This is a genomic window from Flavobacterium stagni (genome assembly GCF_004122105.1).
Taxonomy (GTDB): domain Bacteria; phylum Bacteroidota; class Bacteroidia; order Flavobacteriales; family Flavobacteriaceae; genus Flavobacterium; species Flavobacterium stagni.
This window is the reverse complement of record NZ_SBKN01000004.1, coordinates 282,280-302,578: the sequence shown is the minus strand read 5'-3', so window position 1 is coordinate 302,578 and position 20,299 is coordinate 282,280. Positions and strand designations below refer to the sequence as shown.

Genomic DNA, 20,299 nt, shown 5'->3' with positions numbered 1-20,299 from the left:
CTTGGTTCAGGGTCAATTTCTTTCACCCAAAACCAAATAATGATAAAGTCAATTATTGTAAGGAGAAATAATTTTGTAAATAACTTCATATGTCTTTTTTAGCAGATTTTTTAGCCTGACGCATAACTCGTTTATACCTCTGAGGAAATGTTGCTATGACTCCAAAATTGCGGCGGATAGGTACAAATCAATCAGAAAATTTAAAGGTAGTACTTTTTTATAAATCATCAAACGGACTCTTGATATTTTGGATACTTTTCGTACTCACATGCGTGTAAATCTCTGTCGTCTTACTACTATTGTGCCCCAACAACTCTTGTATGTATCGTAAATCCGTGCCGTTCTCCAACAAATGCGTCGCATAACTGTGCCGCAACCAATGCAACGTCACCGGTTTCTGAATGTTTGTCTTCGCCAACGATTGCTTCAAAACACTCTGTAAACTCTTTTCAGAATACGGCTCACCAGGCTTCTGACCCTCAAACAAATAGACCTTCGGCTTGTAATACCGGTAGTACTCGCGCAACAATTCTAATATTCGCGGACTCAACGGCACAATCCGGTCCTTTTTCCCCTTCGCTTGCTGAATAAAAATTACATTCCGCTGCGAATCAATATGCACCGGTTGCAACTTCAACACTTCCCCACACCGCAACCCGCAGGAATAAATCAAACTCAAAATCACCCGATGCTTCATGTTCGTCGAAGCCTCCAACAACTGCTTTACCTCCTCCTTACTCAACACATTCGGCAATTTCTTCTCCCGCTTCGGCCGATGGATCTTCTCAATATCCAACGCCATCCCCCGCTCAATCTCATAAAACAACTTGATCGCATTCACCATCTGATTCTGGTACGACGCCGATAATTTTTGCGCCAAAATATAATCGTTGTTGAACTGAATCACATCGTCATTGGAGATCGCGAGAACCGACTTCTCCCGAAAAAACACAAAGAAAACCCGCATGGCATCAAAATAAGTCGAGACCGTACTCGCACTGTACCGCTTCGATTGCAAATACCGCTTGTACCGCTCCAAATAATGCTGCGCCTCCACATTCGGAAGGCGAACAGGATCCGGAGCCACATTAAAATACATCCGATTCTCAAAAGTATCCGGCACATGCCAACACCCAAAACCCGCACTCCAACGTGCGTCAGGGATCGACTTCATTTCCGCAATCAATTCAGGATTTTTCTCAAAATATATACCCAAACGGGCTGTCCCCTTGTGGACAATTTTCTTGGCGTTCCATTTCATAAACTTGGCGTATAAAAACCCAAAACTACAAAATGTAGCGCTAACCCGCAAGCAATCATGGGATTATGACGGCTTTTGACGTCTATTGACCGGATTTGACGTAAATTGACGTCTCCTGACGTAATTTTCCCGAAGAAGTAGGGGTTTTGCTTTGGTTTTGTTCGGACTTTCTTCGATAGCGCTTCGGTAAACTGGGGCAATTACGCAACAACTTCCGAACAAAACACGAACAAAACACGAACAAAACAGTTACTTTTTGGAAAATGAGACAATGAGCCAATGTGGCAATGAGGCAATAAGCCAATGAGTCAATAACGCTGCGCCTTTATACTCTTAATACTTCGCGAACTTCGCGCTCACTTTGCTCCTTTGCGGTTAAATTCACAACCTTGTGAAACATCGTGCCTAACCTTGTGAAACCTTGTGCTCCAATAAGTCAATGTGGCAATGTGCCAATGAGTCAATAACGCAGCACCTTTATACACTTAATACTTCGCGAACTTCGCGCTCACTTTGCTCCTTTGCGGTTAAATTCACAACCTTGTGAAACTTCGTGCCTAACCTTGTGAAACCTTGTGCTCCAATAAGTCAATGTGGCAATAAGCCAATGAGTCAATAACGCAGCACCTTTATACACTTAATACTTCGCGAACTTCGCGCTCACTTTGCTCCTTTGCGGTTAAATACACAACCTTGTGAAACTTCGTGCCTAACCTTGTGAAACCTTGTGCCCCAATTTTTCAGTCCACCATCCCCAACTACACTTTTACACCCAACTAAACTCCCCACTCCTATCAATCTAAAAATGTCTAACGTCTAAAGTCCAAAGTCTAAAGTCTAACATTAAAAAAATTCCGTAAATTCGCATCCGGATAATAAAACGTCCCACACAAATAGAAATACCTTTTTTACAATGAAATACGATATTATTGTTTTAGGAAGTGGACCCGGCGGTTATGTAACAGCCATTCGTGCTTCACAATTAGGCTTCAAAGTGGCCGTAGTAGAAAAAGAAAACTTAGGCGGAATCTGCTTAAACTGGGGATGTATCCCAACCAAAGCCTTATTGAAATCAGCCCAAGTATTCGACTATTTAAAACATGCTTCAGATTACGGTCTCACCGTAAAGGAATTTGATAAAGACTTCAATGCTGTAATCGCCCGCTCGCGCTCCGTAGCCGAAGGCATGAGCAAAGGGGTACAATTCCTGATGAAGAAAAATAAAATCGATATCATCGACGGATTTGGAAAAATCAAACCCGGTAAAAAGGTAGACGTAACCGCAGCCGACGGTAAAGTAACCGAATACAGCGCAGATCACATCATCATCGCTACTGGAGCACGCTCCCGTGAGTTACCCAATTTGCCACAAGACGGTAAAAAAATCATCGGGTACCGTCAAGCGATGACGCTTCCAGAACAACCCAAGAAAATGATCGTTGTAGGTTCGGGAGCTATCGGAGTAGAATTTGCGCATTTCTACAACGCCATGGGAACAGATGTAACCATCGTGGAGTTCATGCCCAATATCGTTCCTGTGGAAGACGAGGATATCTCCAAACAATTCGAGCGTTCCTTGAAAAAATCAGGCATCAACATCATGACCAATGCGTCGGTTGAGCGTGTTGATACTACAGGAAATGGCGTAAAAGCCTTCGTAAAAACCGCTAAAGGCGAAGAAGTGTTGGAAGCCGATATCGTATTGTCAGCAGTCGGAATCAAAACCAATATCGAAAACATCGGATTAGAAGAAACCGGTATCGCTACCGATCGTGATAAAATCTTAGTGAACAGCTACTACCAAACCAACGTACCCGGCTACTATGCTATCGGTGACGTAACACCTGGTCAAGCCCTTGCTCACGTAGCATCTGCAGAAGGTATCTTGTGTGTGGAGAAAATCGCAGGTATGCACGTAGAACCGTTGGATTATGGAAATATCCCCGGTTGTACCTATGCTACGCCAGAGATCGCATCTGTGGGACTTACCGAAAAAGCAGCCAAAGAAAAAGGCTACGAAATCAAAGTAGGGAAATTCCCGTTCACCGCTTCTGGTAAAGCCAAAGCGGCTGGAACACCCGACGGATTCGTAAAAGTAATCTTCGATGCCAAATACGGCGAATGGTTAGGATGCCACATGATTGGTGCTGGCGTAACCGATATGATTGCTGAGGCCGTTGTAGCGCGCAAATTAGAAACCACCGGACACGAAATCCTAAAAGCCGTTCACCCACACCCAACGATGAGTGAAGCAGTAATGGAAGCCGTTGCCGATGCCTATGGCGAAGTGATTCATATGTAAAAAGCGGCTAAGACACTGAGCCCCTGAGCTCCTGAGTCTTACCCAATCATAAAAGTCTAAAGACTAATGTCTAATGTCTAAAGACTAATGTCTTAAAGAAAACCGTTCACCCGAACGGTTTTTTTTATGCGGCTATTCCTGCTGTCCGTTGCAAGTCCTCGGGATAGGCCCTGTTTTTTGGGCACGGCACAGGCTCCCAAGGTCGCCCTACCGCACCTCAAAAAAACAACGGCCCTTCCCCTCCGGGCTTTCCACTGCCATCAGGGCCGCTTCGTGTATCTATCACCTAGTGATTACTTCAAGGTAATTCGTACCTTTAACGCAACCCTTTACCTTAAAACAAATCCGGCACCATGTCCATTTTTGCAACACGACCCATCACCCGCACCATTCACTACGTCAACATTGCCTTGTTCCTTTGCTTTCAATGCTGCGGTATCGTCTGGAAAAATGAAATTCTAAGCATCCCACAACTGGAATACACCATTTTCAGTACGGGAAAATCATGGATAGATAGTCTGTCCCATCCACTCATCCTCACGGGTTTAATCGGACAAGTCTTGCTGCTCATGCATGCCTTTAACCGCCGCTGGAACCGAAAAATAAATACGCTTACGGTGAGTTTGCTCGCTGTTCTCGTGCTCTTTCTAGGGTTTGTAGGAGCGATCACCCATCAAGGAAAAATGATGGTGATGCAAATTCCTTTTCTTATAGCCACACTGATTTATTTCAAAATCGCCTATAAAAAAACCGGAGTGTAAATTACTCCGGTTATTTTTTATATTCCTTTCAACGCATCCAGCAAGGCATCGATATCGGCTTTGGTATTGAACCGACTGAACGATATCCGCAGCGCCGGCCGTTTTAAATCTTCTTCAGCAACAAATTGAGCTAAGACATGTGAGGGCTTCGAACTCCCACTTTGACACGCACTACCGCGCGATACGGCTATGCCTTTCATATCTAAATTAAACAAAATCATGGCCGCTTTTTCCTCACTCATCGGTAAGGTCACGTTCAAAATATTGTAAAACGTATGTTCGCCATTGGTTTTTATCCCTGGAAATGCCAATTGTAATTGCTCCCAGCAATAGTCTTTCAAGCAAGCAATGTAGTTTTGGTCGTGCTCGAGATCGATAGCGTCCAACTCCAACGCCTTGGCCATACCTGCAATTTGATGTACTGCTTCCGTACCGGCACGCAAACCTTTCTCTTGCTCACCGCCCACAATCAACGGCTTAATCACCACATGCTTGGCGATATACGCAAACCCAACACCCTTAGGTCCATGGAACTTATGCGCACTCGCTACGGCAAAGTCAACGGGTAAGTCGTGCAACGGCAACGCCCATTTCCCCACCGATTGCACGGTATCACAATGGAACAAGGCCTGGTGAGCGCGACATATTGTCCCTACTTTCTCGATATCCAACAAAGCTCCGGTTTCATTATTCACATGCATTAAGGTTACCAAAGTGGGTTTACCATCCGCCAATAGCGCATCGAGTCCGGAGACATCAACTGTTCCATCGGCATTAGCAGGCAAATAAACGGCTTCTACGCCTTGTTCTTGTACCAACTTCGCTACAGTATACAAAGTCGCATGATGTTCCATTCTCGAGGTAATTATGCGTTGTATACCCAAATCGCGCACCGCACTGGTCAAGATGAGATTCGTCGCCTCTGTTGCATTCGACGTAAAAATCAATTCGCGGGCTTCACAACCCATGATTTTAGCAATCGATTTGCGGGCGGTTTCTAAAATGGTTTTTGCACTGCGTCCAAAACTGTGGGTGGAGGACGCGTTTCCATATTCGGTTTGCATCACCTGCACCATATGGTCGATCACTTCGGGTCGCATCGGTGTGGTAGCAGCATTGTCTAAATAAACTCTATTCATGATGATAAATCAGCGGCACAAAAGTACGATTATTTTGAGTTTTGTTGAAAATAGATTTCCGTGGCACCCATGCCGTATTTCTGATAACTCGCTTCTTGAAAAGTTACCTGAGGATATTTGCGCAACAAAAATTCCAATTCTGTTTTCAAAATACCTTCGCCCACACCATGAATCAAAACGATTTTTGGGATGCGATTTTTAAGGGCAAATTCGACATGCCGTTGGGCCGTTTCAAGTTGGATTGTCAGGATATCAAAATTGGACATTCCTCGAAAATTCTTCACCAATTTTTCAATATGCAAATCAAATTCGGGTGCGCCTTTATCGCGCTTATCCGACTTAAATGTGAAGTTTTTTTGTGCACGAGTGGGTGTTGTGTCAATTTTTATCTTATGTGACGCATCACTTTTACTAAAGTAATCCAAGTCATTGGTATTGTTTTCTTTAATCAATTCGTTGACAAAAAATGTCATCATAAAATCATCATCCGTTTGGATCGAAATTTGATCATTTTTCACTTGAACAACCACGCCAGAAATCGCATCGTCCAGCACCGCAACTCGATCCCCTATTTCAAATTTATTCGTGCCCATCGTCTTCTTTTTTAGGTGGAATTTTAGCCGACAATTTGGCCATACAATAGATAAAAACAACACCTGCTCCACCCATTAAATAATAGTTGGGATGCGCCAAACTTTGTTCGTATAAGGCAATCGCTGCCGAAACCAAAAGCAACGGAATTAAAGCTTTATTCATTTCTCATTTTTTAAGTTTTCAAAAATAAAAAAACACACCCACCCCTCTTGTTGATAACCGATATTTCGTAAAATTGCATAAACAAATTGTCATGGAAGAACACATGTTGCCTTGCCTTTTTAAACAAACCTTCGGCTTTGACTGTATGGGTTGTGGCTTGCAACGCTCGATTTATTTACTTAGCCAAGGCCGTTTGTGGGATGCTTTTCAAATGTACCCCGCCATTTACACCTTGATTGCCTTATTGGGCTTTGTGGTTAAATTCGCCTTTCAGCCCACACCCAAAAACGGTAGAATAGTTATCCTATTGGCCGTACTTAACGCCATTGTAATTTTAATGGCGTACCTCATCAAAATGCGCAACTTCTTTTTTTAAAATCAAAAAATATGGAAAAACAAAAACTGCCTAATGCCACCGCATCACTAGTGCTCGGACTCCTAGCATTCCTCACCTTTTGCTGTTACGGCATCTTCGGAATTCTTTTTGGCGTAATTGGATTAATTTTAAGCTTAAAAGATGCCAAACGACTTAAGGAAAACCCAACCGACTATGACAATGTCACCCTGCACAAAATTGGTAAAGTACTGTCCATTATCGGTATTGTACTCGGTGTGTTGGCCTTAATCTTCTACGTCTGGATGATCCTCAAAATTGGTCCAGAAAACATGCAAAACGAAGAACAAATACGTCGCCGTATGAACGAGATCTTCGGAATTCGATAAACAAAAAAAGCCGTCCAAATGGACGGCTTTTTTTTATATATCATATTGGAATTAAAACCCACTTACCCTACTTGCAGCAAAAAAGACTCCACCTACAAACATCAAGATATAAAAGGAAATCAATACAATTAATAATATTCCTAAATACTTGTGGTGCGACTTTAAGTTTTCTAACGCAAAAGCTACATTATCAGAATCTTGAAATACCAATGCATTCTTCATCCCTGACGCATAACGATACAAATACACGACCGGCATTATATAGATTCCAGAAACCAGCAAATAGATCATTCCGAATAATCTACGCATACCACCAAACCCAAGAGCATCCATACTTGAAGTGGTCGTAATAAAAAATAATGCCATCAACACCATAATTCCAATACCTATAAATCCAAGTATTGAAAGAAATAAAGACCATTTTGCACTTACTCGCAAGGCGTCTTTAGCTAATTCATTTAAGACAATTTGATTTTGGTTTTCCATATACATAAAAATTAAAGTTCTGGTTCAAAGGCTTTTAAAGTCTTAATAATAATAGCTACACAATCGCGTAATTGCTCTTCAGTCATTACCAAAGGCGGTGCAAATCGGATGATATTTCCGTGCGTGGGTTTGGCTAACAATCCGTTTTCTGCCAACTTCACACAGATATTCCAAGCGGTTTCGCTTTCTTCCGTATCATTGATCACAATCGCATTCAACAATCCTTTTCCGCGCACTAAGGTAACAATGTTACTCTCAGTCACATACTCCTGCAACAAATCACGGAACAACTGACCTAAACGACGCGCGTTGGCTGCCAATCCTTCTTCTTCTACAACTTCTAAAGCCGCAATAGCTGTAGCTGCTGCCACAGGGTTTCCACCGAAGGTCGAACCGTGTTGACCGGGCTTAATCACATTCATTATCGCATCATTCGCCAAAACCGCCGATACGGGATATGCCCCGCCCGACAAGGCTTTTCCTAAAATTAATATATCGGGTTGCACATAGGTTGCTTGCTTTTCACACGACTTCTCGCAGTTACAATTCCCGCAAACGGCTAGTAACGAACCTGTACGTGCAATACCCGTTTGTACCTCATCAGCGATAAAAAGTACATTGTGTGCCGCACACAACGCTTGTGCTTTGGCTAAGAAATCCTCTGAAGGAACATAAACACCCGCCTCCCCTTGAATCGGCTCAACAAGGAAACCGGCAACGTTTTGAGACGATGTAAGCGCTTTTTCCAAAGCCTCGGTGTCATCGTAAGGTATTTTTATAAATCCTGCCGTATACGGCCCAAAATTCTTTCGCGCATTCTCATCGTTCGAAAACGAAATAATCGTCGTTGTTCTTCCATGGAAATTGCCATCACACACAATAATTTGCGCTTCATTCTCGGCAATACCTTTCTTCTCATACGCCCATTTACGGCAAATCTTTAGTGCAGTTTCCACAGCTTCAGCACCGGTATTCATCGGTAACACTTTGTCAAAACCAAAGTAATTGGTGATGTATTGCTCATAAACGCCCAGTTTGTCGTTGTAAAATGCACGCGAAGTAAGCGTTAAAGTTTGTGCTTGATTGACCATTGCTCCCACAATTTTAGGATGACAATGTCCTTGATTCACTGCTGAATACGCAGAAAGGAAATCGTAATACTGTTTTCCTTCCGCATCCCACACATATACTCCTTCACCACGGCTGAGCACCACAGGCAGTGGATGGTAATTGTGCGCACCGTATTTATCCTCCAGTTCGATAGCCTCCTGAGAGCGTAATTTTTCGCTAATCATGATTGAAATTTTAATAAAAAAGAAACTCCTTAATTCCTTCTTGTGGAGAGAAATCATCCGTAAACTTTCACAAAACTACACAATTCGGCGAATTAAAAAAGAAGGTGTGTAAAATTCTCAATCGATTGCGAAGCCTACTATTCCAACCATAAAAACAACTTATATTTTGATTTTAAAAAAATAGAAACCAGTAATTTATTTAAAGTAACTTAAACTAGTATTGGAACTATAATTATTCCTTTTTTTTCCGAAGCAATTGCTCCATCATTTGCAACTGTTGCTGTTGAATCGCCATCAATTCTTCGTGTTGGTGTTTGAGAATATGATCCAATTTTTGTTGCAACACCCGAATCTCCTGCTCGGCTTTTAAATTGATGATGAAATCCTTTTCAGCACGTTCACGATCTTTGGCTTCTTGCCGATTCTGACTCATCATAATTATCGGCGCTTGCAACGCAGCAATACACGACAAAATTAAGTTCAATAAAATAAAGGGATACGGATCAAATCCTTTGTTGTTGAGCCAAAATACATTAAAGGCAATCCACAACAACAAAAACACCATGAAGGAAATGATGAAGGTCCAACTTCCTCCGAAATCCGCGACCTTGTCAGCTACCCGTTGCCCAAAGGTACGGGTATCATTCGTTTCTTCTAATTCTTGAATGCTTTCGATTTCGTGGTGCTTTTTCATAACAATGATTTTCTACTCAAAGTTATGCATTCCAAAATGGAAAGCGGAAATTTCGACCTTAAAATAAACCTAAAAGCTTCGTGACGGTATTCCAGTTGCGCGTTGTCGATTGGACATTCATGCTCTTTTCAATCCATTTGTTGTCCAATTTGGTTTGAGCGGGCGAACTGTGGTACTTGAGATAAATTCGGCGTCCATCCAATTGGATCTTATCGGGTTCGATGAAATTCAGGTTCAATTGGGTAATCATTTGATCGGGAACTTCTGTAGAGATGAACGACACGTATAACTTTTTCAAGTCCACTCCTTCCTCTTGCAAAAACAAATTCCGCTCCACACAAGCTTCCAAATCGTCTTTACCAATAACAAACACAGGGACATCAAAGCCAAACGAGTTCATAATAGCCGTGCGAATCTGTCCGGCTACTACTCCAGGATCGGTTTCAGGCGTTTGCACAAACACATTTCCCGATTGAATGTAGGTGCGCACATTCCCAAATCCGACGCCTTCCAAACTGCGTTTCAAATCGTCCATTTTGATGAGTTTCTGTCCCGAAACATTTATTCCGCGTAATAAAGCCAAATGAATCATGTGTACGTTGGATTTAATTTGATTTTGCTAAATCTGTTTTAAAAATAAACATTTTTTCGTCCAATCCCATGCAATACTGTATTTTTGCGCCATGGGAAAACGTAGAAATGACCGCGTTGTATTTGAAAACGTGGAAGTCTTAGATGCCGGAGCCAAAGGAGTTTCGGTGGCCAAAGCGCCAGATGGAAAAGTAATCTTTTTACCCAATGTGGTACCCGGTGATGTCGTAGATGTGCAAACCTTTCGCAAGCGCAAAGCCTATTACGAAGGTAAAGCTATTCGTTTTCACCAGTATTCGGAAAACCGTGTCGAACCCGTGTGCCAACATTTTGGCGTATGCGGTGGCTGCAAATGGCAAAACATGAGTTACAGCCAGCAATTGGTGTACAAACACAACGAAGTATACAACAACTTAAAACGCATTGGTAAAATTGAACTCCCAGAATTTGAACCTATTTTAGGATCCAAAGAGCAGTTCTTCTACCGCAATAAAATGGAATTTGGATTCTCCAATGCCCGTTGGTTGACTGAAGCAGAAATCCAATCAGAGGCGACGTTTGAGAACCAAAACGCCTTAGGTTTCCATATCCCAAAAATGTGGGATAAAATTCTCGATATCGAAAAATGTTGGCTACAAGCCGATCCGTCCAATGCGATTCGCAACGGAATTAAAGAGTTTGCAAACGCCAACAACTTGTCGTTCTTTGACGCCCGCAACCACGGGGGCTTGTTGCGCACCTTGATGATTCGAACTGCTTCAACTGGAGAAATCATGGTGTTGATTCAGTTTTTTGATGACAACAAAGAAGAACGCGAATTGGTGATGAACTATTTAGCGGAGACCTTTCCTCAAATCACCTCGTTGCAATACGTTATCAACCAAAAAGCCAACGACACTTTATACGACCAAGACATCATCTTATTCAAAGGCCGTGATTATATTTTGGAAGAAATGGAAGGCTTGCATTTTAGCATTAATGCCAAATCCTTCTACCAAACCAATTCAGAACAAGCCTATGAATTGTATGCCATTACCCGTGAATTTGCTGAATTAACTGGAAATGAAGTCGTATACGATTTATATACCGGCACAGGAACCATTGCCCAATTTGTTTCAAAAAAAGCGAAAAAAGTAATTGGTGTAGAAGCCGTTCCCGAAGCCATTGCCGATGCGAAAGAAAACGCCAAACGCAACAACATCACCAATTGTGAGTTCTTTGTTGGCGATATGAAAAACGTGTTTAACGAAGCCTTTATCGCCCAACACGGCACACCGGATGTGATCATCACCGACCCACCACGCGACGGGATGCACAAAGATGTGGTGGAACAAATTTTACGCATTGCTCCCAAACGTGTGGTGTATGTAAGCTGCAACTCCGCTACCCAAGCCCGCGATTTGGCCTTGATGGATGAAAAATACAAAGTAAGCCGTGTGCGTCCTGTGGATATGTTTCCCCAAACGCATCATGTGGAAAATGTTGTACTTTTGGAATTACGATAATTGAAGATCATGCGTTTTATAACCGTTATACTAATCGCCCTAACCTTCACTTTTTCCAGCTGTGAAAAGGATGATATCTGCAGTGGAGATACAACCACCACTCCCCGTTTGGTGATTGAATTTTATGATGTGGCAAATTTGACACAAACCAAAAATGTATCCAATCTTGTCCTTAAAGCCAACGGAATCTCTGAAACCATTAATTTTAATGGGGTAAGCAAAATTTATGTTCCCTTAGACACGACATTGGATACCACGCAATTTCAACTGATTCAGAATGGTGGCGATGACGACGCTACCAATGACAATACCGATATAATCACCATCAATTACACAAGAACCACACAGTTTGTCTCTCGTGCTTGTGGTTATAAACTGAATTTTGTTTTAAATCCGACTAACGGATTTGATTTTACCGATGCGACACCCAACGACGGCTTGTGGATACAAACTATGGGAATAACCCAATCCAATATCACCAACGAAAATGAAGTTCATGTCAAACTCTTTTACTAGAATTCTCCTGTGCCTCTTCATGGTGAGTGCGACCTGGGCACAAAAAACATCCACTGAAACGCCGGCAAAGGAAACGACTACCGTTCAAAAAAAAGACAGTGTAGCACCTAAAACCGAGAAGTATGGCTTGCGTGTAGGTGTGGATTTGTTCAAATTGAGTCGGGGATTTTATGATTCGAATTACCGTGGATTGGAATTAGTAGGTGATTTCCGTGTCACCCGCAAACATTATGTAGCGGTTGAATTGGGAAATGAAAAGAAAACGGTACAAGAAGACAACTTGAATTTTACAACCAACGGCTCTTATATTCGTGCCGGATTTGATTTTAACGGGTATGAAAACTGGACGGGTATGAACAATCAAATCTACATCGGATTGCGCTATGGGTTCAGTACATTTAGTCAGACCCTCAATTCGTATAACATTTATTACCCCAATAGTTATTTCCCAACACCTACGTATTATCCCAACACCAAGTTCAACGGACTCACCGCACATTGGACAGAAGTCGTCGTTGGAATGAAAGCTGAAGTGCTTAAAAATGTCTATATGGGCATGAGTTTCCGAATGAATTATATGCTTTCGCAAAAACAACCGGAGGACTTTGAAAACTTGTACGTTCCCGGATTTAACCGCACGTACGGCGGTAAGTTTGGCGTTGGCTTCAATTACACCATTTCCTATTCCCTTCCGCTTTTTTCAATAAAAGTGAAAGATGCCAAAACTCTGGAAGCTGAGAAGAAAGCCAAAGAAGAGGCTAAATTCATGAAAGAAGCCGAAAAAGAAGCGAAGAAAAACGCCAAAAAGAAAAAGTAATTACTTGATTTCTTTTACGCCTTTCAAAAACAACCAACTCATAAACAACTTCTCCCCTTGGGCTGTTTTCACGGCTTGAAATTTAGGCGACAACAATAAGGTAATCACAAAGGCGGCCAAGGAAATCCAAATGCCTTGGTACCAAAAATATTTACTTACCAAATAGCGCGCACCGATAAAAAGCACGGCAAAACAAAGGAGGTTCAGCAATAACGCTTTTGTTTTTTTATTCATGATCGTTTGTATTTTGGAATTTGGTTCGTCGACTTCCCGCATACAATTCGTATTTCACTAAACGGGATTCCAAACTACCGTTAAACAATTTTATTTTTCGCGAAGGCTTTAATCCAACGTGCTTCAACCCTTCCAAATTAGCTGTAATAAACCACGCATCGGTTCCGGGATAACTTTGTTTTAGGGTGTCCCCCAACTCGCGGTAAAAACGCTCCAACTGAATTTCGAGGCGCTCCCCATACGGCGGATTGAAAACCATTTGCAGTGGTCCTTGCGTTTCTTTTTCGGTTTCAAAAAAGTTGGCTTGCTCAATACGCACATAATCGTCCAGATTAGCATTCTGCACATTCTCACGCGCTTTGGCTACCGCACTGGGCGCTTTATCAAATCCTTTGATGGTATAATGAAACTCGCGCGTTTTTTTCATCAAACTATCGATAATGGTGTCGAACAAATCATTGTCCCAATCGGACCATTTTTCAAAAGCAAATTCTTTACGGTTGATGTTGGCCGGAATATTACAAGCAATCATGGCGGCTTCTACTAAGAGTGTTCCCGAACCACACATTGGGTCCATAAAATCGGATTCGCCTTTCCAACCGGACAATAACAACATACCCGCTGCCAAGACCTCATTGATGGGAGCAATATTCGTCACTCTTCGGTAGCCACGATGGTGTAAGGACGCCCCGGAAGTATCCAAGGCAACCGATACTTGTTCGCGATCAATATGTACATTGATGCGCAAATCCGGATGGTCTTTGTCAATACTCGGACGTGCTCCCCCTTGTTCGCGAAACTGATCCACAATAGCATCTTTGGTTTTTAACGCCACAAATTGCGAATGCTTGAAGTTCTCGGAATGTAAGGTTACATCCACGACAAAGGTTTGGTTGGTATTTAAGTACTGACTCCAATTGACTTGTCGGATTCCTTGATACAACGCCTGCTCGTTAAAAGCACGAAACTGATGAATGGGTTTTAGAATTTTGAGCGCTGTTCGTAAGGCCAAGTTGGCTTTGTACATAAATCCTTTATCCCCAGCAAAACTGACAGCACGCGTTCCAATTTGAACGTCTTGGGCACCCAAATCGCGCAATTCTTTGGCGAGTAGTTCTTCAAACCCAAACAGGGTTTTGGCAATCATTTTAAAATTTTCCATACGGATTGGCAACCGATTTTCATTTGGAATAAACGTTAGACGAAACGAACGGTTCCTTCCAAAAAAGGGTTAATTTGATTTTGATGGGCAAAAATACACTAAATTTGCACGTTGAAATTGATTTGAAGCGAATAAATGTCCGATTTGACTACACAAACCCACCCGATTGAAGACGACCAATGGTATGCTTCCTGGTTTGATACTCCTTATTACCATATCTTATACAAAGAACGGAATTACCGTGAGGCGCAATTGTTTATGGACAATTTGACGCAGTATTTGAATTTGCCCGAAAAAGCAAAAGTCTTGGACTTGGCCTGCGGACGCGGACGCCATTCGATTTATTTGAGTCAGTTGGGCTATGATGTAACCGGCGCCGATTTATCCGCTAATAGCATTGCGGAGGCTTCCAAAAACGAAAACCATCACTTGCGGTTTGAAGTGCACGATATGCGCGAACCTTTTGAAGCGAAGTTTGATGCGGTATTCAACTTGTTTACCAGTTTTGGGTATTTTGACGAAGACGAAGACAATTACAAAACGTTAGTGGCGATTCATGATAGTTTGAACGAATACGGCTTTGGGGTCATCGACTTTATGAATGTCGAGCAAGTTATCGACGAATTGGTACCCGAAGAAGAAAAAACCGTTGACGGCATCACCTTCCACATCAAGCGTTACACCGACGAAAAATACATTATCAAGGAAATCCGTTTTCACGACAAAGGCCAAGATTTTTGTTATTACGAAAAGGTTAGAGCCCTTCGTTTAGAAGATTTCCAAGCGATGATGGAACGCGCGGGCATTTATTTATTGGATATCTTTGGTGATTATAAATTAAAAAAGTTCTATAAAAAAACCAGTGAGCGTTTAATTATGATTTTTAAATAGTACTGAGAAGAAAGAAAAAAGAAGAAAGAAGAAAGAAAAAAGAAGAAAGAAGCAAGAAGCAAGAAAAAAGAATGGGTTAGAACCAATAAACTGTTACACCCATTACACTTTTAAACTTCTTAAACCTTTACACTAACTTTACACTTTAAACCTGAAACATTAAACCCCAACCATGGACTACATCCTCCCCTTACTTTCTGTGTTACTTGGCTTTGGAACAGCACTATGGCTGCAACCCAAGGAAAAGAAACAATTGAAATTGTTGTTGGCGTTCAGTGGTTCGTTTTTACTATCGTTGACGGTAATCAATTTATTACCCGAAGTGTATGAACACAACGAGGTGAAACATATTGGTGTCTATATCATGTTGGGAATTATTTTCCAAATTGTTTTGGAGTTTTTCTCCCAAGGTGCCGAACACGGTCACGTGCACGGTCACGGACATATTCATAAAATGCCCTGGTCCTTGTTTATCAGTTTGTGTTTGCATGCGTTATTGGAAGGATTTCCCGTTGGACATCATCACGATTTGGCGTTGGGTATTGCGGTGCACCACTTCCCTATTGCCATGATTCTTACCCTATTTTTTGTAAAGGCCGGACTCTCCAAAAACACCCTAGCCGTTTTTATGGTGGGCTTTGCGCTCATGACGCCACTGGGTACTTGGTTGGCAGATACTTTACCCCGTTTAGGCGCTTACTACAGCGAAATTACCGCCGTTGTCATCGGTATTCTTTTCCATATTTCTTCGACCATTATTTTTGAAAGTAGCGAAGGACATAAATTTAATATCGCCAAAATTACGGTCATCATTCTGGGGATCGTTTTGGCCTTGTTTTTATAAAAAAATCAACTGCATTCGTGAATAAGTTTCCTTGAAATCGGCTTGGGTTTCAGGGTAGATTCTGTATTTTTATACTTTCTAAAAAAACAAATACAATGGGTCTATTTTCAGCCTTACTAGGCAATGCTGGAGAAGCAAGTTTAGAAAGTTTACAACAAGAATACGGCAAACTAATGGTCGAGGGCGAAAGTATCGAAATCGGGTTCAAACTCATCCGCGATACCTTCTTATTCACCAACAAACGAATCATTCTTGTGGAAAAACAAGGAATTACTGGCAGTAAAGTGGAATACAAGTCCATTCCCTATAAAAGTATTGCCCGTTTTAGTATTGAAAGTGCCGGAACGTTTGACTTGGATGCCGAATTGAAAATATGGGTTTCCAGTGAGGCCAATCCCAGTATTGTGAAACAATTCAACAAATCGGTAAACGTGTATGATGTTCAAAAAATCATCACTTACCATACGTGCAAATAACATGAGTTTTACCAAAACTACCGAGCAATCCTCGCGTTATGAACAGTTGGAAAACATGTCCGTACACGAATTGCTAACAAATATTAATAACGAAGACAAAACCGTGCCGCTAGCCGTAGAAAAAGCCTTGCCGCAAATTGAGGCTTTGGTCACGCAAACGGTTGTCCAACTCAAAAAAGGCGGTCGGTTATTCTACATCGGTGCGGGAACTTCGGGTCGTTTGGGAATCGTCGATGCCTCCGAATGTCCGCCCACCTTTGGCGTACCCCATGAATTGGTCAACGGTATAATCGCAGGCGGCGACCAAGCCATTCGTCGAGCAGTAGAAAATGCCGAAGACAGCACGACCCAAGCCTGGCTAGATCTCGAAGCCGCCGGAATTGGCTCAGATGATGTAGTGGTAGGCATTGCTGCCTCGGGAACTACACCCTATGTCATTTCTGGATTGGAAGCCTGTAATGCTAAAGGAATCGTAACGGGAAGCATCACGTGCAATGCCGGGAGTCCGCTTTCTAAGGTGGCGCAATTCCCTGTGGAAGTGGTGGTCGGACCCGAATTTGTCACCGGAAGCAGTCGTATGAAAGCAGGTACCGCTCAAAAGTTGGTACTCAACATGCTTTCCACTGCTACCATGATTCAGCTCGGACGTGTCAAAGGCAACAAAATGGTCGATATGCAATTGAGCAACGCCAAACTCGTTGACCGCGGCACGCGCATGATTATGGACGAAATTGGAGTGGACTATGAAACCGCCAACCAATTGCTGTTAACCCACGGCAGCGTGCGAAAAGCTGTTGAGAATTTTAAATGATACATTATAAATCTTGAGTTCCCTAACGCATAACTCATAATTCCTAACTCATAACTTTTAAAAATGAGTACCAACAAAAACCTCTTAGCCAAAGGCCTCAAATACCTATTCGGAGCATTGCCACTCATGTTCATCGGTCCGAGTGTAATGTACAATGCCTTCATGAACAAACACACCAACTGGCATTATTTGGTGTTAGTCATCGGTTGTGGAATATGTATCACGTCCGTGTTTCTGGCGTTTAAAGGATTACAAACGATGATGAAAGCACTTTTCGATGGCAATCTCTAACAATTATTTGGAAAGTGTACGCAAGCAATTTGCGTATTACCGCCAGTTGGGTGAAAAAGCCATGGCGCAACTCGAACCCGAGCAACTCTTTCAGCAAGTGAATGACGACAGTAATTCGATTGCAATCATCGTGAAACACTTGTCGGGCAATATGTTGTCGCGTTGGACTGATTTCTTAACCACTGACGGTGAAAAATCGTGGCGGAACCGCGATAGCGAATTTGAAAACGACTTAACCACTGCAACGGAAGTCCGCAATGCCTGGAATGCAGGTTGGGCCTGTTTTGAAAACGCCTTGCAGCAGCTCGAGCCCGAACAGTTGGACACCCTCATTTACATCCGAACGAAGGTCATACCGTTATGGAAGCCATCAACCGGCAATTGGCGCATTATCCGTATCATGTGGGGCAAATCGTTTTTGCAGCCAAAATGTTGAAATCCTCGGCTTGGGACAGCCTGTCAATACCCAAGAATCAATCCGGGCAATACAATGCCGATAAATTTGCCCAAGAGAAACAACGCCGTCATTTCACGGATGGCGAAATGAATCGATAACCCTAGCCCTGACCTGCCTGCCGGCAGGCAGGTGGAAGCGGCATCCTCACGGAGTTTACGAAGTGAGACCTACCTCAACCGGTAGGCAAGTCCGCACACAGCAGGAATACCTGCCTGCCGACAGGCAGGGCTCAATAAAAAATAATATGAAAAAAACAACTTGTCTCTTTTTACTCCTTCTCACCGTTTCGGCTTGTCAAAAAATGCCGGAATGCAACTGTACCGATTTTACAACGGGTTCGTTTGAGTTTGTGCAAACCATCAACGGCAAAACCGACACGACACGTTTTGTGCGCACCGCCGAGCATCAGATCGAAACCTACCACGGTCGCACCGACACCGCTAATGTGCGTTGGGTAAACGACTGCGAACTCATCATTCAGAAAAAACATCCGCGTAACCGGGACGAAAAAAAAGCCATTAGTATGCGTATCGTCGAAACCAAAGACAATCAGTACATTATGGAATATTCGTTTGTGGGCGACATCAAAAAACAGACGGGAACTGTAACAAAATTAGACCAATAACCGTTAAACCGACTTTAAACTATACGACAAATTACCATGGAAGTTTTATTTTCAACCAATGCGCTCGTCGCTTTACTAACCTTAACTTTCTTAGAAATCATTTTGGGGATTGACAACATTGTCTTTCTTTCCATCGTTTCGGGCAAACTGAAAGCCGAGGAACAACCCAAAGCCCGACGCATCGGATTGCTGTTGGCCATGTTGTTCCGCATCATACTGTTGTTCGGAATCACTTGGGTTATGGGCTTGAAGAAAAGTATCTACGACTTTGACTGGGGCTTTTTATCGGGACATGTGACCGGGCAGAGCTTGATTATTTTCGGGGGTGGTTTGTTCCTTTTGTACAAATCGGTGACCGAAATTCACCACAAACTCGAAGGCGCTGAAGAAGGCGAAACGGGGAAAGCCTCCAACAGTTTGTCGGCTGCAATCATCCAAATTGCCTTGTTGAATATCGTATTCTCGTTTGACAGTATCTTGACGGCTGTGGGATTGGTGAGTAGCGAACCCGCACCCAAAGGTTTTGGCGAAGCGGCTTTGATCATTATGATTCTCTCCGTAGTGATTTCGATTATTATCATGATGATTTTCGCCGGACCCGTATCCAAGTTCGTTAACGAGCATCCTACGATTCAAATCCTCGGCTTATCCTTCCTCATCTTGATCGGCGTTATGTTGTTGGCCGAAGGGTCGCACCTCGCCGGATTCAAATTCTTGGGAGAAAACGAAGTCCACAGCATCCCCAAAGGCTATTTGTACTTCTCGATTTTCTTCTCCTTGTTTGTGGAATTCCTGAACTTAAAAATGAGGAAATCCAGCAAACCCGTTCAGTTGCACAACAACAAAATTCAAGACGAAAAACTCAAAGATACCGACATCACCAATTAATACAGAAGCACCTTTCGGGGTGCTTTTTTTTGGGCGTTGCGGTTCCCGCCGGGCTGTCCGCGGTACCGGCCTTGCCTCACGGCTGCGGCAGGGTACCTTGCTCCCATCCCTAACGCGGAGGAAGTGCAAACCTCAAATTTTATTAGGAATATCCATCCTTTCATGCAAAACACGGATAATTTCAACGCAACCATCATCGGCAACGCGATAAATAATCAAATGAGATTTGACTTTATATTGGCGATAACCAAGTTTGATAAAACCGATGTCTTTACCGCAGTCAACAGCTGTGGTGATAGCCTTAATTTCTTGGTACAATAAACGGTAATAATAATTGGCTTGATCAAGTGACCAATTTTCAAAAGTATATAGCCAAATAGTATCGATATCTTCCCGTGCTTTTGCACTGATCCGAAAGGCGGTTTTCATTGATGCTTCTTATGAAGTTGGGCCAAATGTGCTTCTGCATCAAAATCAGCAATCATTTCACTGGCTTCACCTAATTCAATTTCTGATCGTAGTTTTTTTATTTTTTGTTCTTCCACTTCGAGCAATCGCAGTGCGGATCGCACGACTTCACTCACCGAACTGTAGCGACCTGAAGCAATTTCTTCATTGACAAAATTCTCAAAATAATCGCCTAATAATATGGAAGTGTTTTTGGCCATAGCATTTCTTTTTACCAAATATACCAAAAATTGGTATGTTTAAAAAAAACAAATTACTTTTTGGTATTCATACAATTCGAAACCTACAAAAAAAACCTGCTCTTTC

The 20,299-nt window shown here is 42.5% G+C and carries 26 protein-coding genes and 1 pseudogene; 15 read left to right on the top strand and 12 right to left on the bottom strand.

Translation table 11 applies throughout. The annotated features are described in order from the left end of the window. Positions 1-217 precede the first annotated feature (217 nt). Complete coding sequence (gene xerA, locus EQG61_RS08825; protein ID WP_129461557.1) at positions 218-1,261, bottom strand: site-specific tyrosine recombinase/integron integrase; 1,044 nt, start codon at positions 1,259-1,261, stop codon at positions 218-220. Positions 1,262-2,174: 913 nt separating this feature from the next. Here xerA and lpdA point away from each other — a divergent pair. Continuing rightward, positions 2,175-3,563 (top strand): dihydrolipoyl dehydrogenase, encoded by a 1,389-nt coding sequence (gene lpdA, locus EQG61_RS08820; RefSeq protein WP_129461556.1) that lies wholly within the window; start codon positions 2,175-2,177, stop codon positions 3,561-3,563. 353 nt (positions 3,564-3,916) lie between these two features. Then, positions 3,917-4,324, top strand: coding sequence for a hypothetical protein (locus EQG61_RS08815; RefSeq protein ID WP_129461555.1), 408 nt, complete (start codon positions 3,917-3,919; stop codon positions 4,322-4,324). A 17-nt stretch (positions 4,325-4,341) separates the two neighbouring features. On the opposite strand, the gene EQG61_RS08810 is transcribed toward EQG61_RS08815, so the two are convergent. From EQG61_RS08810 to EQG61_RS13765, 3 genes are read right to left on the bottom strand one after another with little or no spacing between them, the layout of a single operon-like run. Next, positions 4,342-5,463 carry a cysteine desulfurase family protein gene (locus EQG61_RS08810; RefSeq protein ID WP_129461554.1) on the bottom strand — a complete coding sequence of 374 codons (1,122 nt, stop codon included), beginning with the start codon at positions 5,461-5,463 and terminating at the stop codon, positions 4,342-4,344. Positions 5,464-5,492: 29 nt separating this feature from the next. Further along, positions 5,493-6,056: a Smr/MutS family protein gene (locus tag EQG61_RS08805; RefSeq protein WP_129461553.1), complete on the bottom strand. Its 564-nt coding sequence runs from the start codon at positions 6,054-6,056 to the stop codon at positions 5,493-5,495. Further along, positions 6,043-6,219, bottom strand: a complete 177-nt coding sequence (locus tag EQG61_RS13765; protein ID WP_164974918.1) for a hypothetical protein — start codon at positions 6,217-6,219, stop codon at positions 6,043-6,045. Before EQG61_RS13765 ends, EQG61_RS08805 begins: the two co-directional genes overlap by 14 nt. Before the next feature lie 91 nt (positions 6,220-6,310). Between EQG61_RS13765 and EQG61_RS08800 the strand changes: the two genes are divergently transcribed. Both EQG61_RS08800 and EQG61_RS08795 read left to right on the top strand, forming a co-directional pair. Next, the gene (locus EQG61_RS08800) at positions 6,311-6,595 is read left to right on the top strand and encodes a DUF2752 domain-containing protein (RefSeq protein WP_129461552.1); all 285 of its coding nucleotides are present in this window, start codon (positions 6,311-6,313) and stop codon (positions 6,593-6,595) included. Between the two features lie 11 nt (positions 6,596-6,606). Next, entirely contained in the window at positions 6,607-6,942 is a 336-nt protein-coding gene (locus tag EQG61_RS08795) for a CCC motif membrane protein (RefSeq protein ID WP_129461551.1), read from the top strand. Between the two features lie 51 nt (positions 6,943-6,993). Here EQG61_RS08795 and EQG61_RS08790 read toward each other — a convergent pair whose 3' ends face one another. The 4 genes from EQG61_RS08790 to EQG61_RS08775 form a co-directional block, all read right to left on the bottom strand. Further along, the gene (locus EQG61_RS08790) at positions 6,994-7,434 is read right to left on the bottom strand and encodes a hypothetical protein (RefSeq protein WP_129461550.1); all 441 of its coding nucleotides are present in this window, start codon (positions 7,432-7,434) and stop codon (positions 6,994-6,996) included. Between the two features lie 5 nt (positions 7,435-7,439). After that, positions 7,440-8,723, bottom strand: coding sequence for an ornithine--oxo-acid transaminase (rocD, locus tag EQG61_RS08785; protein WP_164974917.1), 1,284 nt, complete (start codon positions 8,721-8,723; stop codon positions 7,440-7,442). A 232-nt stretch (positions 8,724-8,955) separates the two neighbouring features. After that, positions 8,956-9,417 carry a DUF1003 domain-containing protein gene (locus EQG61_RS08780; RefSeq protein WP_129461549.1) on the bottom strand — a complete coding sequence of 154 codons (462 nt, stop codon included), beginning with the start codon at positions 9,415-9,417 and terminating at the stop codon, positions 8,956-8,958. Positions 9,418-9,475: 58 nt separating this feature from the next. Further along, positions 9,476-10,009, bottom strand: a complete 534-nt coding sequence (locus EQG61_RS08775) for a DUF1697 domain-containing protein (RefSeq protein ID WP_129461548.1) — start codon at positions 10,007-10,009, stop codon at positions 9,476-9,478. Between the two features lie 91 nt (positions 10,010-10,100). Between EQG61_RS08775 and rlmD the strand changes: the two genes are divergently transcribed. Genes rlmD through EQG61_RS08760 form a run of 3 tightly spaced genes read left to right on the top strand, consistent with a single transcriptional unit; the run spans position 10,101 to position 12,846 of the window. Further along, positions 10,101-11,513 carry a 23S rRNA (uracil(1939)-C(5))-methyltransferase RlmD gene (gene rlmD / locus EQG61_RS08770; protein ID WP_129461547.1) on the top strand — a complete coding sequence of 471 codons (1,413 nt, stop codon included), beginning with the start codon at positions 10,101-10,103 and terminating at the stop codon, positions 11,511-11,513. A 9-nt stretch (positions 11,514-11,522) separates the two neighbouring features. After that, the gene (locus tag EQG61_RS08765; protein ID WP_129461546.1) at positions 11,523-12,029 is read left to right on the top strand and encodes a DUF6452 family protein; all 507 of its coding nucleotides are present in this window, start codon (positions 11,523-11,525) and stop codon (positions 12,027-12,029) included. Continuing rightward, on the top strand, positions 12,010-12,846 hold the full coding sequence (locus EQG61_RS08760; RefSeq protein ID WP_206733878.1) for a DUF6048 family protein: 837 nt from the start codon (positions 12,010-12,012) through the stop codon (positions 12,844-12,846). The genes EQG61_RS08765 and EQG61_RS08760 overlap by 20 nt, the downstream gene beginning before the upstream one ends. On the opposite strand, the gene EQG61_RS08755 is transcribed toward EQG61_RS08760, so the two are convergent. Together EQG61_RS08755 and EQG61_RS08750 are read right to left on the bottom strand one after the other, a co-directional pair. Then, a complete protein-coding gene (locus EQG61_RS08755) occupies positions 12,847-13,080 on the bottom strand; it encodes a hypothetical protein (RefSeq protein WP_129461545.1) in 234 nt (77 codons plus the stop codon). It lies immediately after the preceding gene. Further along, the gene (locus EQG61_RS08750) at positions 13,073-14,242 is read right to left on the bottom strand and encodes a THUMP domain-containing class I SAM-dependent RNA methyltransferase (RefSeq protein WP_129461544.1); all 1,170 of its coding nucleotides are present in this window, start codon (positions 14,240-14,242) and stop codon (positions 13,073-13,075) included. Before EQG61_RS08750 ends, EQG61_RS08755 begins: the two co-directional genes overlap by 8 nt. A gap of 135 nt (positions 14,243-14,377) precedes the next feature. On the opposite strand from EQG61_RS08750, the gene EQG61_RS08745 reads away from it, so the two are divergent. From EQG61_RS08745 to EQG61_RS08710, 8 genes and pseudogenes are all read left to right on the top strand, one after another. Further along, on the top strand, positions 14,378-15,133 hold the full coding sequence (locus tag EQG61_RS08745) for a class I SAM-dependent DNA methyltransferase (RefSeq protein ID WP_129461543.1): 756 nt from the start codon (positions 14,378-14,380) through the stop codon (positions 15,131-15,133). Positions 15,134-15,305: 172 nt separating this feature from the next. Continuing rightward, positions 15,306-15,977, top strand: coding sequence for a ZIP family metal transporter (locus tag EQG61_RS08740; RefSeq protein ID WP_129461542.1), 672 nt, complete (start codon positions 15,306-15,308; stop codon positions 15,975-15,977). Positions 15,978-16,072: 95 nt separating this feature from the next. Next, a complete protein-coding gene (locus tag EQG61_RS08735; RefSeq protein WP_129461541.1) occupies positions 16,073-16,453 on the top strand; it encodes a PH domain-containing protein in 381 nt (126 codons plus the stop codon). A gap of 1 nt (position 16,454) precedes the next feature. Continuing rightward, a complete protein-coding gene (gene murQ / locus EQG61_RS08730; RefSeq protein ID WP_129461540.1) occupies positions 16,455-17,264 on the top strand; it encodes an N-acetylmuramic acid 6-phosphate etherase in 810 nt (269 codons plus the stop codon). 63 nt (positions 17,265-17,327) lie between these two features. After that, positions 17,328-17,555 carry a DUF6095 family protein gene (locus tag EQG61_RS08725; protein ID WP_129461539.1) on the top strand — a complete coding sequence of 76 codons (228 nt, stop codon included), beginning with the start codon at positions 17,328-17,330 and terminating at the stop codon, positions 17,553-17,555. After that, a pseudogene (locus EQG61_RS08720) lies at positions 17,542-18,110 on the top strand (DinB family protein). The gene EQG61_RS08725 and the pseudogene EQG61_RS08720 overlap by 14 nt, the downstream one beginning before the upstream one ends. Before the next feature lie 146 nt (positions 18,111-18,256). After that, positions 18,257-18,637, top strand: a complete 381-nt coding sequence (locus EQG61_RS08715) for a DNA topoisomerase IV (protein WP_129461538.1) — start codon at positions 18,257-18,259, stop codon at positions 18,635-18,637. Positions 18,638-18,673: 36 nt separating this feature from the next. Further along, positions 18,674-19,525, top strand: a complete 852-nt coding sequence (locus tag EQG61_RS08710) for a TerC family protein (RefSeq protein WP_129461537.1) — start codon at positions 18,674-18,676, stop codon at positions 19,523-19,525. Between the two features lie 132 nt (positions 19,526-19,657). On the opposite strand, the gene EQG61_RS08705 is transcribed toward EQG61_RS08710, so the two are convergent. Together EQG61_RS08705 and EQG61_RS08700 are read right to left on the bottom strand one after the other, a co-directional pair. Further along, positions 19,658-19,954: a type II toxin-antitoxin system RelE/ParE family toxin gene (locus EQG61_RS08705; RefSeq protein WP_129461536.1), complete on the bottom strand. Its 297-nt coding sequence runs from the start codon at positions 19,952-19,954 to the stop codon at positions 19,658-19,660. Further along, positions 19,951-20,193 carry a type II toxin-antitoxin system ParD family antitoxin gene (locus EQG61_RS08700; RefSeq protein WP_129461535.1) on the bottom strand — a complete coding sequence of 81 codons (243 nt, stop codon included), beginning with the start codon at positions 20,191-20,193 and terminating at the stop codon, positions 19,951-19,953. Before EQG61_RS08700 ends, EQG61_RS08705 begins: the two co-directional genes overlap by 4 nt. Between the last annotated feature and the right edge of the window lie 106 nt (positions 20,194-20,299).